6 protein-coding genes are annotated in these 17,563 nt (G+C 53.3%); all 6 read left to right on the top strand.

Going from position 1 to position 17,563, the window contains the following annotated elements:
- The first annotated feature begins 32 nt into the window (after window positions 1-32).
- The 6 genes from ACJJI8_RS18380 to ACJJI8_RS18355 are packed head-to-tail and all read left to right on the top strand — an operon-like array spanning window position 33 to window position 17,563.
- Window positions 33-362, top strand: coding sequence for an isochorismate lyase (locus tag ACJJI8_RS18380; RefSeq protein ID WP_444933292.1), 330 nt, complete (start codon window positions 33-35; stop codon window positions 360-362).
- Window positions 359-1,774: an isochorismate synthase gene (locus ACJJI8_RS18375; RefSeq protein WP_444933291.1), complete on the top strand. Its 1,416-nt coding sequence runs from the start codon at window positions 359-361 to the stop codon at window positions 1,772-1,774. Before ACJJI8_RS18380 ends, ACJJI8_RS18375 begins: the two co-directional genes overlap by 4 nt.
- Window positions 1,752-8,390, top strand: a complete 6,639-nt coding sequence (locus ACJJI8_RS18370; RefSeq protein WP_444933290.1) for a non-ribosomal peptide synthetase — start codon at window positions 1,752-1,754, stop codon at window positions 8,388-8,390. The genes ACJJI8_RS18375 and ACJJI8_RS18370 overlap by 23 nt, the downstream gene beginning before the upstream one ends.
- 48 nt (window positions 8,391-8,438) lie before the next feature.
- The gene (locus ACJJI8_RS18365) at window positions 8,439-14,012 is read left to right on the top strand and encodes a non-ribosomal peptide synthetase (protein WP_444933289.1); all 5,574 of its coding nucleotides are present in this window, start codon (window positions 8,439-8,441) and stop codon (window positions 14,010-14,012) included.
- On the top strand, window positions 14,013-15,821 hold the full coding sequence (locus tag ACJJI8_RS18360) for an ABC transporter ATP-binding protein (protein ID WP_444933288.1): 1,809 nt from the start codon (window positions 14,013-14,015) through the stop codon (window positions 15,819-15,821).
- A complete protein-coding gene (locus ACJJI8_RS18355; RefSeq protein WP_444933287.1) occupies window positions 15,818-17,563 on the top strand; it encodes an ABC transporter ATP-binding protein in 1,746 nt (581 codons plus the stop codon). Before ACJJI8_RS18360 ends, ACJJI8_RS18355 begins: the two co-directional genes overlap by 4 nt.

Genomic DNA, 17,563 nt, shown 5'->3' with positions numbered 1-17,563 from the left:
GGAAGATGAACTGCTTAGGTGATGGAGTTTCTATGCAAGCAACGAAGCTACCAATGGAGTGTGAAAATCTGAATGAGATCCGCCAAGGTATCGATTCCATTGATCGCGAGATCATCAGGCTGTTGCAGCGGCGTATGGGGTATGTTTTGTCAGCAGCCCAGTTCAAGCCGGATGAAACGAGTATTCCTGCTCCAGACCGGGTTGCGGATATGTTGATTGACCGCCGTCGTTGGGCTGAGAAAGAACAACTTTCCGCAGATTATATAGAGCAGCTTTTTACCGGGATTATTCACTGGTTTATCACTCAGCAAAAGCTGCATTGGCGCGCTGAGCGCGGCTTGCCCGTTGAGGAAGGTGTATGAAGGGCCGCTCTAAATATGCTGGCCTGGAAGCCTGTTTGCAGGAAGCCAAGTCCTGGGTCAGCCAGGGACAGCCAGAGGTTCTGGTATCGTTTTCATCTCCATGTCATAGACGCAACCCAATAGGGTTGTTTGCCACCGGCTATCAGCATGAAAGGTTCGCGTCTCTGTGGGGTGTGCCCTCTAGAGATGAATATGCTGTGACCTTTGGCTCTGCCTGTGAATTTAGTTGTGCCCCAGGGGAATCTTGGTCTGAAATCCAAGCCAATTGGCAAAAATTACTGTCCTCCGCTGTGGTAAGCGGGGGGCATCGGCCGGTTTTGTGTGGTGGGTTTGCTTTTGATAGCCAAAAAGATTCCTCATCCTTGTGGCAAGACTTTCCCGCAGGGGCGCTTACGTTGCCCGAGTTGGCCCTTTACAGTGAAGGGGATCGCAGTTATCTGGTAATGAATTTTATCGTTACCGATCAAACGGAATGCAATCAGGCTGCGGAGCGGGTGAAGGCGCAGTGGCAGCATATTTTGTCTCGTAGCTCTGACCTTTCTGCGAATGACAATTTGTTTTCGGTGGAGTCTGATTTTAGCCAAAATTATGCAGGCCAAATGGCTTGGCAGCAGCGTGTAGTTGGTGCGGTAGAATCAATCAAGCGCAACGAGTTTCAAAAAGTAGTTCTCGCTCGTTCTGAATCACTGAGCGCGGATTGCTGCCCGGGAAGTATTCTCGAATATTTACAAGAATCTTACCCCGATGCCTATTTATTTGCCTTTTCTCGGAGGGAAAGTTGCTTTCTTGGGGCTTCGCCTGAGCGCTTAGCGGCTGGTAAAGACGGGCGTATTAGCACAGTGGCTTTGGCCGGTAGCGCACCTCGGGGAAAAGACCCGGCAACTGATTATAGATTGGGGATATCTCTGCTTGACAGCGAGAAGGACCGATTTGAACACGACCTGGTTGTCCAACATCTCCTTTCTATTTTGCGCAAATACTGCCACAACGTAGCGGAACCAGAACCGCCCCAACTCTGCAAATTAAAGCAAATTCAGCATTTGCTTACGCCGCTGGAAGGTTTTGTGAAAGATGGCGTAAATCTGTTGGATATCTTATCGGATTTACACCCAAGTGCTGCGGTGGGAGGCCTGCCGAGGAAAAAAGCACTGAAGTATATCCGTGAAAATGAAGGCCTGGATCGCGGTTGGTATGCCGGACCTGTTGGTTGGCTCAATGCCGAGGGGGAAGGGGAGTTTGCTGTTGCACTGCGTTCTGCACTTATTACTCCGGGCAAGGTAACGCTATTTGCCGGTTGCGGCCTGGTTGAGGCTTCCCTTCCTACCCACGAGTATCATGAAAGTTGCATCAAAATGCGTGTTATCCGAGACGCAATAAGGAGCGTATCTCTTGTCGCCGAAGCCGCAGAATAAATCAGAGCCAATCAGTCCGTCCAGTTTGTTAAAGGATTTAGTTTGTCAGTCTATTGATGCCGATATTAATGGCATTCATCCGCAGGCTGACTTAATTGCACTGGGGCTCAACTCAGTACAAATCATGAAGATAGCTGGTCAATTAAGGCAGAAAAAGATCAAAGTAAAATTTGCTGATCTTATTGCAGTGCCTCAATTGGAAGCCTGGCTTTCTCTACCTCAGTTGGCTACTGGAACTGAAGAAAGTACCAGTGAACATTTATCTGTGCCGGGAGCCTTTGATGAAGGCACTCCCTTTGATTTGGCACCGATGCAACATGCCTATTGGATTGGACGAGACCCGAATCAATATTTAGGGGGCGTTGCCGCACATTTTTATCATGAGTTTGATGGCCAGGATGTAGTACCTGATCGATTGGAACAGGCTGTGCGCTCCCTATTCGAGCGGCATGGAATGTTGCGTGTTCAAATCCTCGATGATGGTCGACAGCAGATTCCCGCAGAAGTGAGCTGGCCCGGTTTAAAGGTTCATGATTTCAGGCATCAGGTTGCCGCAGAAGCGGAGCAGAGTCTTATCGCTGTTAGGGAGCAACTCTCCCATCGGCAGCTGGATATATCGCAGGGCGAGGTTTTTGATGTACAGCTCTCATTGTTACCTGCGGAATTAAAAGCTGGCGGCACACGCCTACATATTAATCTGGATATGGTAGCTGCAGATGCCTTTAGTCTGCGCGTGTTACTGAATGACTTGGCCAAGCTCTACCTGGAACCAGAGCAGTCTCTGGTTCCGCTTAATTACAGTTATCCGCGCTACCAGGCTGACCGCAGCGCTCTTCACTCAAAGGAAGAGCGCCGAGCTGAGAAGCAGCAGGCCAAAGAACACTGGCAGGATCGCCTGGCAGGTTTGCCCGGCGCCCCTCAGTTGCCAACCGCGATAGGTACTGAGTCTAAAGACACTCGTCGAGTTGTTCGGCGTCACTATAGCTTGTCTGCTGACCAGAAAAACCAGCTGGCGGAACTTGCGAGCCGTCACGGAATTACTTTGTCCATGACCCTGGCAGCGGCGCTTGCCGAAGTGCTTACGGTCTATAGCGAAGAGTCAGACTTCCTGCTGAATCTCCCCCTGTTCGACCGGGAATCCCTGCACCGGGATGTCAACTCCCTGGTAGGAGACTTTACTTCTTCGATCTTGCTTGCCTGGCAGGGCAGCCAGAGTGGGACCTTCGTTGAGCGTGCACAGCGTTTACAACACAACTTCCGTCAGGATGTAGCGCACGGGAGTTATTCCGGCGTAGAGGTGCTGCGTGACCTCAGCAGGCAACAGGGACAAACGGTGTTTGCGCCGGTTGTCTTTACCAGTGCGCTTGGGTTGGGAGAATTATTTGGCGAGTCAGTTCGCAGTGCCTTTGGAGATGTCAATTGGATTATTTCCCAAGGGCCACAGGTTTGGCTGGACGTACAAGTTATGGAGCTAAAAGGCGGCCTGTCCGTGAATTGGGATGCGCGGGAAGCCGCTTTTGCGCCCGGTGTCCTGGATGGCATGTTTGTAGCCTTTACGCAGCTCCTGGAGCGCCTGATCGACAACCCACAATTCTGGGACCAGCCAATACCTTCACTACTGCCAGCTGAGCAAAAGCAGCAACGCCAGCGGGTAAATTCCACGGCTAAAAAAATTCACTCCCACCAATTACACGAGCAGTTTTTTAACAATGCTGAAAGCCGCCCGGAAGCCGTGGCTTTGTATTGGAACGATGAGCAAATTAGCTATGGGGACTTGGCCCACAGTGCCCTGGCAATGGCAGCTTACCTGCAACTTCAGGGGGTTGAGCCCGGTGATATGGTCGGGATTTTATTGCCCAAGGGCCTGGAGCAGATTATTGCCGTTCTTGGGGTAATGGCCGCTGGAGCGGCTTACCTGCCGCTGGGAATAGACCAGCCACCGCTTCGCAGGGAGCGTGTGCTCAAGCTTGCCAGGGCCAAGCTGGTTATTGATGACTTGTCTGTGCTCTCGGGTGTTGCCCCTTTATCCCGGCCCGTAGTGGGTGAGACAAAGGATCTCGCTTATACCATTTTTACCTCTGGCTCTACCGGTGAGCCCAAGGGAGTTGAAATTAGCCACGGAAGTGCCTGGAACACCATAGCGGACATTAACGAGCGCTTTTCTGTTAACGAAAGTGATCGTGTGCTCGCAGTATCAGCCTTGGATTTTGACCTATCCGTTTACGATATTTTTGGGCTGCTGTCCGCAGGTGGTGCACTGGTATTGGTTGAAGAGGAATCTCGGCGGGATGCAGAGCGCTGGCACCAGCTGGTGTGTCAACATAACGTTACTGTTTGGAATACAGTACCGGCCCTTTTGGATATGCTATTAACCACCGGTGGTGATACTCCAGCGGGAGAGCTGCGCCTGGTATTAAATTCCGGAGACTGGATCAGCCTGGACCTGCCGGAAAGGTTAAAACGTGTAAATCCGAGTTGCCGCTTTATCGCTTTGGGTGGGGCCACCGAGGCTTCTATCTGGTCCAACAATTTTGAAGTAAAAGAAGTCGATCCCTCTTGGAGATCCATCCCCTATGGTTACCCCTTAGCCAACCAGCAATTCAGAGTGGTGGATTCCCTGGGCCGAGATTGCCCTGACTGGGTGATAGGGGAGTTGTGGATCGGTGGTGCGGGCGTTGCCCTTGGATACCGAGGTGCTGCTGAAATCACCGCAGCACGTTTTGTAACAGACGGAGGCGAACGTTGGTATCGTACCGGAGATCTGGGCCGCTACTGGCCAAATGGTTGCCTGGAATTTTTGGGCCGCGCCGATAACCAGATCAAAGTGCGTGGACACCGTATCGAACTCGGCGAGATTGAAGCCGCGCTGACTGCGCACAATGCGATTGCGCAAGCGGTCGCTCTGCTGACCCAGCGAGGTGTGGTGGCGGTTGTAGTTCCAGAGCCCAAAGTGGCGAAATCCAGCACCGCTTCAGAAAAGTGCTTTGTTGATTTGCAGCAATTGCAGGAACCCTTGAGCGACTTGCGGGAATTCCTGACCCAGCGATTGACCAGCGCCATGCTGCCCAGTGAGCTTTGCTGTCTCGCTGAAATACCCCTTACGGCCAATGGCAAAATTGATCGCGGCGGTTTACAGCAGTTTGCCGATGAATCCATAGCGCAACATCAGGCAAAGCAGAACCCGCCGCGAGGTAAATTAGAGCAGCAGGTGGCTGCCGCCTGGTGCAAATTCCTCGATGTTGATGATATAGCACGGGATGATAATTTCTTCGCACTTGGGGGTGACTCCCTTTTGGCAACCCGTGTTGTGCGAGACCTGCGCGAGTCTGGCTTCGTAGGTGTCACACTGTCGGAATTATTTAGCCAGCCCAGCCTGGCCGACTTTGCTGCGACATTAGTTCAAGATCCAACTGAGAACCCACAGCCAAACAAAGGCACTACCGAAATTGTTGCTACACCCTGGCAATCGGATAAGGCCAATCGGTACGCCGCTTTTGAACCTACCGATGTCCAGCGGGCCTATTGGCTGGGAAGGGACCCGGAATTTGTTTTGGGTGGTATCGGTTGTCATTTTTATCGCGAATACGACGTTGTTGATCTCGATCTGGAGCGTTTGGAGTCTGCACTAAATGCGATGATTGCCCGCCATGAAATGCTGCGGGCTGTATTCGACAGTGAAGGTCGTCAGCGCATCCTTGCCGATGTGCCGAGATTTTCCATTGATGTTACAGACGTAGACAGCGATCCAACTTCTGCTTTTGCGCAACTGCGACAGGAGTGCGCGGAGCAGGTGTTTGAGCCCAGCAGCTGGCCACTGTTTGATGTCCGTGCGGTGCGCTGTGGGCGCAATACCCGATTGGCTATCGGTTTGGACAATTTGATTCTCGATGCCTTCAGTATTCTGCTGTTTTATCGTGAGCTAAATATCCTCTATCAGAGCCCTGAAACTCATCTACCTTCTATCGAACTCTCTTTCCGCGATTATGTGCGCAATGTATTGCCGCAAACTACCGCAGTATTTGATAGTGATCTTGCCGAAGGTCCCCTGGCTGCCGCAAAAACATTTTGGCAACACAAATTATCGGAGCTGCCTCCCGCGCCTCAGCTGCCCATAGTGCGGGAGCCGGCATCCATTGAGCGCCCGCACTTTGTGCGCCATCAACAGCATATTGATAAGCGGACCTGGCAAAACCTGGTTGCGCGCGCGGCTGAGCAGGGAATCACTCCATCAAGTCTGCTTCTAACAGCTTTTGCCGAGGTGCTTAGTCGTTGGAGCAGTCGCCCTGACCTGAGTTTGAACCTTACCCTGTTTGATCGCCGTGAAGTTCATCCAGATATCTATCGGGTAATGGGGGATTTCACCTCCCTGACCCTGGTGGGTTACCGACCTGAGGCCGGTGACAGCTGGTTGGTGCGAGCGAAAAAAATACAAGGGGAAGTTGGCGCGGCCCTGGAACATCGCGATATTTCCAGTGTTAGCTTGATGCGGGAATTAGCCCGCCGACAGAGCGACGCGGAAGCCACAATGCCCGTGGTCTTCACCAGTGCACTGGGTATTCCCGGTGGCACAGCGGCACCGGAGGATGGGCCTCTGCGGGAACCCATCTGGGCCCTGACACAAACGCCGCAAGTCTGGTTGGATCACCAGGTGGTCGAAGTCGAGGGAGGCGTTTTCTTAAATTGGGATGTGGTCGAAGCGCTTTTCCCTGAGGGGATGTGCGCGGAAATGTTCCAGGCCTATATCGGCTTGCTCCAATGGACGGGTGACGCTGAATGGGATTCCACACCGCCTGATTTATTACCCAAGTCTCAACGGGAATTGAGAACCCAGCTTGAAAAGCGTACCGCAATTGACCCAACAGATAATTTGTCGCAGCGATTTTTCCAGCAAGCAAAAGCGAATCCCGACAATATCGCCTTATATTGGGGTGACGATAATTCCCTGAGTTATGGCGTCCTGGCAGAGCGTGCTTTGCGTATCGCTGCCTGGTTATTGGAAAGTCAGGTTTCATCTGCCGAGGTGGTGGCCGTTAACCTGCCGAAAGGACCCGACCAGATTGCCGCTGTTTTGGGGGTACTCGCAGCGGGAGCTGCTTATTTGCCTGTTGGTATCGATCAACCGAAGGCCAGGCGCGAGTCAATGTTGCGCCGTGCCGATGTAAAAGTGGTACTCGACCAAAGTGCAATTCATCAGGCCGAACAGTTCACTCCTATTGGTGAACCGATTTCTGAGCCTATTGCAACAGAACCTGAGCAACTGGCTTATATCATTTTCACTTCCGGCTCCACGGGCGAACCCAAGGGCGTCGAAGTCAGTCACAGTGCCGCCTGGAATACCATTGCGGATATCAACGAACGTTTCTCTGTTGATGAAAATGATCGTGTACTGGCCATTTCAGCCCTGGATTTTGACCTCTCTGTTTTCGATATTTTCGGACTGCTATCTGTCGGTGGTGCGCTGGTATTGATTGATGAAGAGGACCGGCGGGATGCCGAGTGCTGGCATCAACGGGTATGTCACTACGGCATCACCATCTGGAATACGGTACCGGCGCTACTGGATATGTTACTCACTGTCGGTGCAGGTACACCGCCTGGCAAATTGCGTTTGGTATTAAATTCCGGCGATTGGATTGGCCTGGATTTACCCCAGCGCTTAAAACAAGTACAGCCCGAATGCCGTTTTATCGCACTGGGTGGCGCCACGGAAGCTTCTATTTGGTCCAACAGTTTTGAAGTTATAGACGTTGCCCCAAGCTGGCACTCGATCCCGTACGGATACCCCCTGGCCAACCAGAAATTCAGGGTGGTGGATGCCCAGGGGCGCGACTGCCCTGACTGGACAACGGGTGAGCTGTGGATCGGTGGTGATGGTGTCGCCATGGGCTATCGCGCGGCTCCCGAGTTGACCGAAGCGCGCTTTGTTACGGTCGATGGTGAGCGCTGGTATCGCACAGGGGATCTTGGACGCTACTGGCCGAATGGATGCCTGGAATTTTTGGGGCGCGCCGATAGCCAGGTGAAGGTCCGTGGCCATCGCATAGAGCTGGGTGAAATCGAAACCGTATTTAATCGTCAGATGTTTGTGCAGCGCGCGCTGGTGCTAACCACAGAAGAACAACAGCTGGTCGCTGCCGTTGTGCTCGCACCCGAATGCCCACCAACTTTTAGTACTGATGACTTGCGCGAGTACCTTCGCCACCATCTTCCGTCTTATATGGTCCCGGATTTCATTGTGACCTTGCCGGAAATGCCCTTGAGTGCAAACGGCAAATTGGATCGGGCTTCAGTATTAAAGCTCGTGCATGCGGTGGAAAAACCGCAACAGGAAAAAGCGGCTGAGCTGGCAACAGATAACGAGCGCCTGGTCGCACTGATCTGGCAGGAACTTCTTAACCTGCCAGCGATAAACCGCGATCAAAATTTCTTTGAATTGGGTGGCGATAGTTTATTGGCCACCCGGTTTATCGACCGCTTAAAACAGCAACACCGCTTGCTGCTTCCCCTCAGACGTTTATTCGCCTCTCCGAGACTGGCAGATGTTGCCGGTGCCCTAAGTGCAATGAAACCGCTAGTGGATGTTGATCCCGATACGGTGGAAGAGGGTGTGATATGAGCTTGTTGGCAATTTTATTTTTCAGCGATTGGACGGAGTTTTAACCCCATGACGGCTATGGAACTGATCGACGAATTACAAGGGCTTGGGGTGGAACTCTGGACCGAGTCTGAACAACTGCGCTTTCGCGCGGCCAAAGGCCTGCTGTCGGAGCAGCACAAGCAGAGGCTGCGGGAACACAAGTTACAAATTATCGAAATACTGAGCGCTGCTCAAACAGCCGCTGGCAACGACCAGGACCTGGGAGTGGTGGTTGAGGCCGATAAAGATAATCGGCATGAACCTTTCCCTTTAAGCGATGTGCAGACTGCCTACCTGTTGGGTCGACAAAATGCATTTGGCTACGGCGGCGTTGCTTGTCACGGTTACCTGGAGCTGGAGTACCCGGGATTAAATCCAAAAGGTTTACAGGAAGCCTGGAACCAACTTATTGAACGTCACCCGATGTTGCGGGCGGTTATCGAGCAGGAGGGATACCAGCGGGTTCTCCCCCAAGTGCCGCACTACGAAATGAAAAGCCAGGACCTCACCGGTTTGGACAAGGACGCCCTGGAGCTTGCCTTGGAATCGGTGAGAGATGAACTGGGCCACCGCAACTACCCCGTTGGTGACTGGCCCATGTTCGAGCTGCGCCATAGTCGTACAGATAAGGGCCATATAGTGCATTTTTCTATGGATGCACTGATTGCGGACTGGGCCAGTGCGGGCATTTTATTTAATGAACTCGACCTTCTACTGTCTCACCCCGGTGCAGCCCTGCCGCCACTGGAGATTGATTTTCGCGATTATCTCCTGGCCGAACGAAGTCTATTGGACAGCCAGAGCTACCAAAATGATCGTCGCTATTGGTTGGATCGCCTGGAGCAATTGCCACCCGCACCTGAGTTACCGGTTTTACCGCCTGCTTCCGAGACTGAATCTGTACGTTTTAATCGCCATCACTACCGCTTGGACACGGCGCACTGGCAGACACTGAAGCAGCGAGCAGGAACTGCCGGCTTGACCGCGTCGGTTGCCGTGTTGGCTGCCTATGGAGCGGTATTGCAACGGTGGAGCCGCCAGCCATGCTTTAGCCTGAATCTTACCTTATTGAATCGGCTGCCCTTACACCCTCAGGTTAACCAGCTGATTGGTGATTTTACTTCGGTCAGTGTGTTGGCGATTGGTGATTCCAATGGAAAAACCTTTCGCGATTGGGCGGCAGGCATTGGCGAACAGTTGTTCAGTGATATTGATCACCGCTTGTTCTCCGGTGTGGAAGTACTGCGGGAAATGTCCCGTGCGCGAGGACCCGAGGCCGCATTGATGCCGGTGGTATTTACCAGTGCTATTGGCCTGGGAGATAGCGAAAAACCCGCTAGCGGTAGAAAGTCCGGCAGGGGAATTACCCAGACACCGCAAGTCACCCTGGATTGCCAGGTAAGGGATGATGCCGAAGGCCTGGAAATCAACTGGGACGTGCGCCAGGGCGTTTTCCCATCGGGCCTGGTAGAGGATATGTTCGCGGCCTTTACCGGCTTGTTGAATGAGCTCGCCGCTGGCGGCGACGGGCAATGGCTTGGCCAGTCTCCGGTTTCTTTACCCGAGTGGCAGCAACAGGAAAGGTATCAGGTTAATCAAACCGATGGACCAGTTCCTTCAGAGTTATTGCATCAGGGCGTATTTGCCCAGGCAGCGGCGACACCGGAAGCTACCGCCATTATTGATAGCAATGGCAGTGTGAACTATGGCGACCTGGCGAAAAAAGCAGCGGGTATCGCCAAATCGCTGAGCAAAGAAGGCTTCCAACTGGGGGGCCGCATAGCCATTGCAATGCCGAAAGGACGAGAGCAAATAGCGGCGACCCTCGGTGTGCTCTTGGCTGGTGGTATCTATTTGCCACTGGACGCGGCACAACCGGAAATACGCCTCAATAAATTGTTGCTTAGTGCAGAGGCGGAATACGTCCTGACCCTCAGCGACCTCGCCAGCCAAATTAAGTGGCCATCAGAAGTACAGGTGATCAGTGTAGATACCCTGGCACCTGAAACCGAGATCCCGGTAGCCAGTAATGGCGACCCGGAGCAGCTGGCTTATGTTATCTACACCTCCGGCTCTACCGGCGAGCCCAAGGGTGTGATGATTAATCATCGGGCCGCTTTAAATACGGTGCTGGATATTAATCGCCGCTTCGAAGTGGGCCCGGGCGATCGTATTTTGGGTTTGGCCCAACTCAGTTTTGATTTGTCGGTCTACGATATTTTTGGCCCCTTGGCAGCCGGTGCGATTTTGGTGCTGCCCGATCCGGCCCGCGGCGCAGACCCTTCACATTGGGCGGAGGTCATGGATGAGCACCGGGTGACATTATGGAACTCTGTCCCCGCGCAGTTGCAAATGCTGGCCACCTATCTGGATACAGAGCCTCGGCCGCTGTCCGAATGGCGATTGGCAATGCTATCGGGAGATTGGATTCCGGTTACTTTACCGGAACATATCAGGCGCCATGTGCCAGCACTGGACCTGATCGGCATGGGTGGGGCTACAGAAGCTGCAATCTGGTCCAACTACCACCGTATTGATCGAGTCGATCCCGCCTGGAGCAGTATTCCCTATGGCGTGCCGCTGACGAACCAGGGCTTCCGGGTGCTGGATAGCCAGTTGCGCGATGCCCCTGTGTGGGTGGCGGGTGAGCTGATGATTACTGGCCTGGGGTTGGCCGATGGTTACCTCGGTGATACGGCACTCTCTGAGCAGAAGTTCTTCTCTCATCCGGTGGACGGTCAGCGCCTTTACCGCACTGGCGATTTGGGCCGCTATTTACCCGGTGGTGAACTCGAATTCCTGGGCCGTGAAGACGGACAGGTAAAAATTCGCGGACACCGTATTGAGCTGGGAGAAGTGGAGTCTGCATTGCTGGCCCACCCCGCAGTGTCAACAGCGGCGACGGTGATTGAAAAGAAAGAGGGAGACTCGCGAGGGGATTTAAATCTGTTAGGTTTTGTGGAAAGCCGTCGCTTAGATGATGCAGAACCGGCGACTATTGATCCCGAGCTGGTGAATTCAGTACGTCAGTTTGCGCACTATCAGGCTGGTGAGCCAGAAGCGGTTAGTGTCGGCGATTATGTGCAGGCACTTGAAAATGCATCGCTGTTATCGATGCTTCACGGTCTGGTGGAATTAGAGGCATTTAAAAATTGTGAGCAGGGATATAGTGCAGAAGAAGTTCTCTTCCTAGCTAAAGTACACGAAAAGCATCACTGGTTAGTGCGTCGTTGGTTGGACCTTCTCGTTAACGCAAAGCTGCTCAGTTTCAGCAGCTCAAGTGGACAATATACGCTTGCTCAACAAATCGATGCTTCCATTGTTGATGCCGCCTGGAAGCGAGTTGAGCAGGGGATTGAATACGGATTTTGTAATCGGGAGTTCCTGCAATATCACCGGGATCATGTCGAATTATTACCGCAGTTATTAGCGAATCAACAAAATCCGTTTGAATTGTTGTTCCCCCAAGGTGACCAGCAGGTGGCTTTGTCCCTCTATCGGGATGATCTTATCGCTCGCTATAACAATGCCGCCGTTGCCGCATTGATTAACCGCATTGCCGCCCAGAGCGATAGAGGGTTAAGGGTTCTTGAGCTGGGTGCGGGCACAGGGGCTACCAGCGCTTCTGTTATTCCTATGTTGGATGGATATGACGTCGATTATCTATTCACTGACATGACCGCATTTTTCCTGACTGAGGCTCGCCGCCAATTTAAAGAGTGGCCTTGGGTACGCTTTGGATTAATGGATCTCAATACCGACTATCGCGCCCAGGGTTTGGCTCCTAATAGCGCAGATGTCATTTTATGTGCAGGTATGCTCAACAGCACCCGAGATCCAGAGGCGGCCATTGCCAGTGTTGTGGAGTTACTGGCACCCGGAGGCTGGTTAATCCTGACTGAGCCAACGGTGGATCACGCCCATATCTTACTTACCCAGGGCTTTATGATGGACCCGGCGGGTGATGATCGCGCTTGTGGTGCGACCAAGTTCCTTTCTATCGGGAAATGGCAGTCGCTGTTGAAAGCCAATGGCGCCGGACAGATTCTTTCCCTGCCTGAAGATGACCATCCTTTGTCTGCCTTCGGCATGAATCTACTGGCCGCGCAGATGAAAACTGACAGACAGGATTTGAGTGCCAGGACACTGCGGGACTTTTTAGCGAATCGGTTGCCCGCACATATGGTGCCCGCACATTTGCAAGTTCTCGACCAGCTACCGCTCACCGCCAATGGCAAGATCGATCGCAAAAAGCTGGCTGGTTGGCGCCCAGTGACGGGTGATATGCAAGAGGCTGGGAACTCAGAGCAAATGGACCCACTGGAAACCGCTCTGTGCAAACTCTGGGCGAATGCGTTGAGTCTCGATAATGTCGGACGCCAGGATAGCTTTTTTGATCTCGGTGGTGATTCGCTGATTATGGCGCGGGTTGCAGGGCGATTGCTGGAAGAAATTCCGGAAGCGAAACCTTTCACTTACGACGCCTTGTTGCGCCACATGCTCAATGGACCAACGGTTGCGGCATTGGCCAGAGCACTGAGAGTTGAGCCGGGTGCCGTTGCAGATGAGCAGGCAGACACGGATAGCGACAACCTGGTGGCAACTACCCGCGAGGGCAGCAACTCCTTGATGGTTCCTTTCAGTCATATAGGCGAGGGTAAAGGGGCATCCAAAGAAGAGGCGCCGGTGCGGATTATGTTCCATGCGGCCCTGGGTACCCTGGATTATTTCCAGCACCTGGGTAAAGCGCTTGCGGCCCAGGATCTGGGCCCGGTCATTGGAATTGCTGTTGCCAATACAGAAACGTATCTGTCCATTGATGCCAAAGAGTTAATCGAGCGCACCGCCGATGATTACGCCCAAAGAATCATCGACGAGGGCTACCAGCGTTGCCAGTTAATTGGCTACTGCCTGGGCGGCCTGCTGGCCACAGAAGTTTCGCGGAGATTGCTGGAGCGCGGCATCGATGTGATTGACCTGAGCCTGATAGACAGTATCCCAATGTTTGTCGATACCGATGAAGAGCTGGCTTTCGAAGCGATTTTTGCCCCCAACCTGAATCTCGACCCGGTAAAAGCGGTATTTGGTGAGCATATCGAGAGCGAGGATATTTCCCGCGCGATCGAGACCTTAATGCAGAAACACAACGGTCGTGTTCCCGCCGGTGCGATGGCAGAACTCGATGGTGATGCCGGGCTTAAAGCGGTAGCGGAAGCCGTGCGGCAGCGCTCTCAACTCACCCAGGAACAGCGCCTTGCCGATTATACCGAGATGGCCTCTGCCCAGGCGGGTGTGCCGGTTGAAGCCGCGATGATACCGGGGCTTTTCCGGGTGTGCCGACACAGTATGCGCGCTGCCTGTTTTGACCTGCCTCCCTATATTGGCGATATGACCTACTTGCGCTGCCAGGAGGAGCAATCCTTCGGTGTCACTGCCGGCGTAGGCCATATGGCTGCGCCTTATTGGCAGGATGTTTGTCTGGGTGATTTTGAATTAATCGATGTGCCGGGCAATCACTTCAGCGTGATGGAGCCGCCGCAGGTTGCCACTGTCGTTGAGCACTTGGCAAAACCGTTACAGCGCGGTAAAGCGGGCGAATAGATGGCTGAGCACATTTTGCCAAATTCCAACTTGCGAAAGTCCAACCTGCGGGAACTGATGCGTCCATTTCGTGGCCTCGTGTGGCTAGGGGTGGCGCTTGGTGCCTGTGGTGCGCTCACTTCACTGATTCCTTTTATCGGTATCGTTGAGCTGGCTCGCCTGTTCCTGGCGCCCGATATCAGTGATATCGCCGATGCGATTATTCCCGTTGTATTCGCGATAGTTGCCGGGCTGGCGATGGGTTGGATCTGCACCGTGATCGGTTTGTGGTTAACCCATATTGCCGACCAGCGTATGCAGGCGGAACTGCGACGGGCCCTGGTGCGGAAATTGGGACAGGTGCCCCTTGGTTGGTACAGCGAACACACCTCCGGCGCGGTGCGCAAAGCGGTGCAAGACGACCTTGATGATCTTCACCATATGGTTGCGCACCATCAGGTGGAGTTGGCCGCTGCGTTTGCAATGCCGCTGGCGGGCTTGGGCTATTTATTCTGGCTCGACTGGCGCTTGGCTATGTTAGCGGTAGCTACCCTGCCAATTTACCTGGTGTCCTACGCCTGGATGATGCGTGGCTTCGGGGAAAAAATGCAGCAGCTGGATAAGGACTTTGGCCGGGTCAGTGCTGCGATTGTTGAATTTGTCCACGGTATTGCGGTGGTCAAGGTTTTCTCGCAAACCGGTCGCGCCCACAGGAATTACCAACAGGCCGTGGAAGATTTTAGTCGCCGTTATACAAGCTGGGTTACACCGCTTGTGCGTCTGGAGGCAGTCACCTCTCTGGCCCTATCGGTGCCGGTCATCATGTTGGTGAGTCTGGCCGGAGGCGCTTGGTTGGTAGTGAATACAGGCATTCAGCCAATCGATGTTCTTGCAACCACACTGATCGCGGTAATGATTCCTCAGACGATTCTCACCTTGAGCCAGGGATTAACCGCCCAACAAAAAGCCAAAGCAGCCGCAGCCAGGATTGACCAACTATTGGAGGTTGCGCCTCTGGCTGTTACCTCTGAACCCAAAGAGCCCAAAGATGCAGGGTTACTGTTTAAGCAAGTCAGTTTTGCCTATGCCGAGGATCGGCCGGTAATAAGCGATATTACTTTGCGCTGTCGCCCCGGTTCGATCACAGCTTTGGTTGGGAGTTCCGGTGCCGGGAAATCCACCCTGGCCAAGTTGGTTCCCCGTTTTTATGACGTGACCCAAGGTGCTGTACTTCTGGGAGACGTCGATGTCCGTGATATAGATCCGGACAATTTATATCGACATGTGGGTTTTGTACTTCAAGAGACTCAGCTATTGGGTGGCACTGTGGCAGATAACCTGCGCCTTGGGCGCCCGGGTGCCAGTGACCAGGAGTTGGTAGATGCAGCGCGCAGTGCCTGCATCCATGAAAAAATTTTAAGTTTCCCCCAAGGTTACCAGGCGGTTATTGGCAAGGATGCCTTTTTTTCTGGTGGAGAAGCACAGCGTTTAAGTATCGCGCGCACGCTTTTAGCAGATGCCCCTGTGTTGATTTTGGATGAGGCCACAGCTCACGCCGATCCGGAGTCTGAAGCCCAGATTCAACAGGCATTATCTTGTTTGGTGCGTAATCGCACGGTACTGGTGATTGCCCATAAGCTGCACACCATCGCCGGCGTTGACCAGATTGCGGTCCTGGACAGTGGCCGCCTGGTTGAATGCGGAACTCATCGACAACTGTTGGCAGAGGGCAAGCACTACGCGGAATTATGGCGTTTGTACAACAGTGCTGAACAAAACGAAGAAGCAATGAATGGTGGGGCTCAGGTTATTAGCGGGGTCTCATCATGATTCGCAGTTTGCTTGCCATTCTCGGACCCGCGCATCGCCGTGAAGTTGGCACTTATACAGTATGGCTTCTCGCCTATGGCGTGTTGCAGGGAATCGCGGTGACGCTTCTGGTACCTCTGCTCAGCGCACTGTTGGCATCTGAGATGGAGGCGGTTGGGTATTGGTTGCTTTCCCTGTTATCGGTAGTTCTGATTGCTTGTATTGCCCGTTACCAGCAAACCGTAAAAGGGGCTGCACTGGCCATCCTGGTATTGAAAACCCTGCACAATCGCTTGGGTGAACACCTCTCTCAACTTCCCCTCGGTTGGTTCAGTGCAGAAAAAGTCGGTCGTTTGTCCCGCAGCGCAACCGGGGGCACCTTGATGGTGACTAACGTTTTTGCCCACCTGTTGCCCCCTGTTGTCAGCGGTGTTGTCACTCCGCTGACAGTGGGGGTGGCAATGTTGTGGTTTGACTGGCGACTGGGGCTGACCGCTTTGTTGTTTGTGCCCCTGATTTATGTCGGCCATCGTTGGTCCTCCCAGTGGATCGGCGCCATGGAAACGGAAGTGGATGCTGCTGGTGCTCGCGCCAGCAACCGGGTAGTGGAGTTTGCGCGCAACCAGGCGGTAATGAGGGCATTTGGTAAAAACGTCAGTGGTTATCCCCCTCTGGAAGAGGCGATAGCCGGGCAAAACAGAGCGGCGGGCTCCATGTTGCAGCAGACCTTCCCTCGCTTGTTTGCCGGCGGATTTACGGTGCAACTCGCCTTTGCCGCAGTGATTGCCGTGGGTATTTGGCTCACGCTCAATCAACAACTTCCCCCAATTGAATTGGTAGCTTTGCTAGCTTTGGCGGCCCGTTTTACCGGTCCTCTGGCCGAACTCGCCGGGCGCAGTGGTCTGCTGCGCATGGCCGGTAATGATTTACGCAGGCTGGCCGCTATTTTTTTTGAGCAGTCGCTACCTGAGCCATCCAGATCTCAGCCTTTTACCGAGCAGGGTGGGTTGGTTGAATTTTCAAATGTGAATTTTAGCTACGAGTCGGGGCAACCGGTATTGAAGGATCTTTCCTTTAGAGTTTCTCCGGGTACCACTACAGCGATAGTCGGTGCATCAGGCTCAGGTAAAACCACCATCACCCGTTTGTTGTTGCGTTTTTTTGATACCGACCAGGGCCAGGTAAAAGTGGGCGGGGTGGATGTGCGGCAACTGCGCACAGAAGACCTGATGCGGCCGATCTCTATCGTTATGCAGGATGTGTATCTGTTCAGCGACACCTTGGAGGCGAATATTCGATTGAGTCACCCCGAAGCCAGTCAGGAAGCCCTGGAACGTGTGGCGAAACTGGCTGGAGTAGACGAGATTATTGAGCGCTTGCCCCAGGGATGGCAGACGCAGGTAGGTGAGGGGGGCGCTGCACTTTCTGGTGGCGAACGCCAGCGGGTTTCTATCGCCCGTGCCCTATTAAAAGCTGCACCTATTGTTGTGCTGGATGAAGCAACAGCAGCACTCGATCCGCGCAATGAAAAGTACCTGAACAGTTCCCTGGAGCAATTAAAACAAGGGTCCACTGTCATTGTGATCGCCCATCAATTATCCACCGTTATGAACGCGGATCAAATCATCGTACTTGAAGCAGGTGCGGTGGCTGAAGTTGGCAATCACCACAAGTTGTTATCACAGCAGGGTCTGTATGCACATTTTTGGCAACAGCGCAGTCAAGCTACTGGCTGGCGTTTGGTTGAGTCCGATATGAGGTAA

The sequence above is a fragment of the Microbulbifer maximicatervae (SeqCode) genome, from assembly GCF_052467695.1.
This window is presented reverse-complemented; position numbering and strand designations above follow the sequence as displayed.

Coding starts and splice junctions, on each gene's coding strand:
- ACJJI8_RS18360 (WP_444933288.1), top strand. CDS start 14,013: ATGGCTGAGCACATTTTGCCAAATTCCAACTTGCGAAAGTCCAACCTG.
- ACJJI8_RS18355 (WP_444933287.1), top strand. CDS start 15,818: ATGATTCGCAGTTTGCTTGCCATTCTCGGACCCGCGCATCGCCGTGAA.
- ACJJI8_RS18380 (WP_444933292.1), top strand. CDS start 33: ATGCAAGCAACGAAGCTACCAATGGAGTGTGAAAATCTGAATGAGATC.
- ACJJI8_RS18375 (WP_444933291.1), top strand. CDS start 359: ATGAAGGGCCGCTCTAAATATGCTGGCCTGGAAGCCTGTTTGCAGGAA.
- ACJJI8_RS18365 (WP_444933289.1), top strand. CDS start 8,439: ATGACGGCTATGGAACTGATCGACGAATTACAAGGGCTTGGGGTGGAA.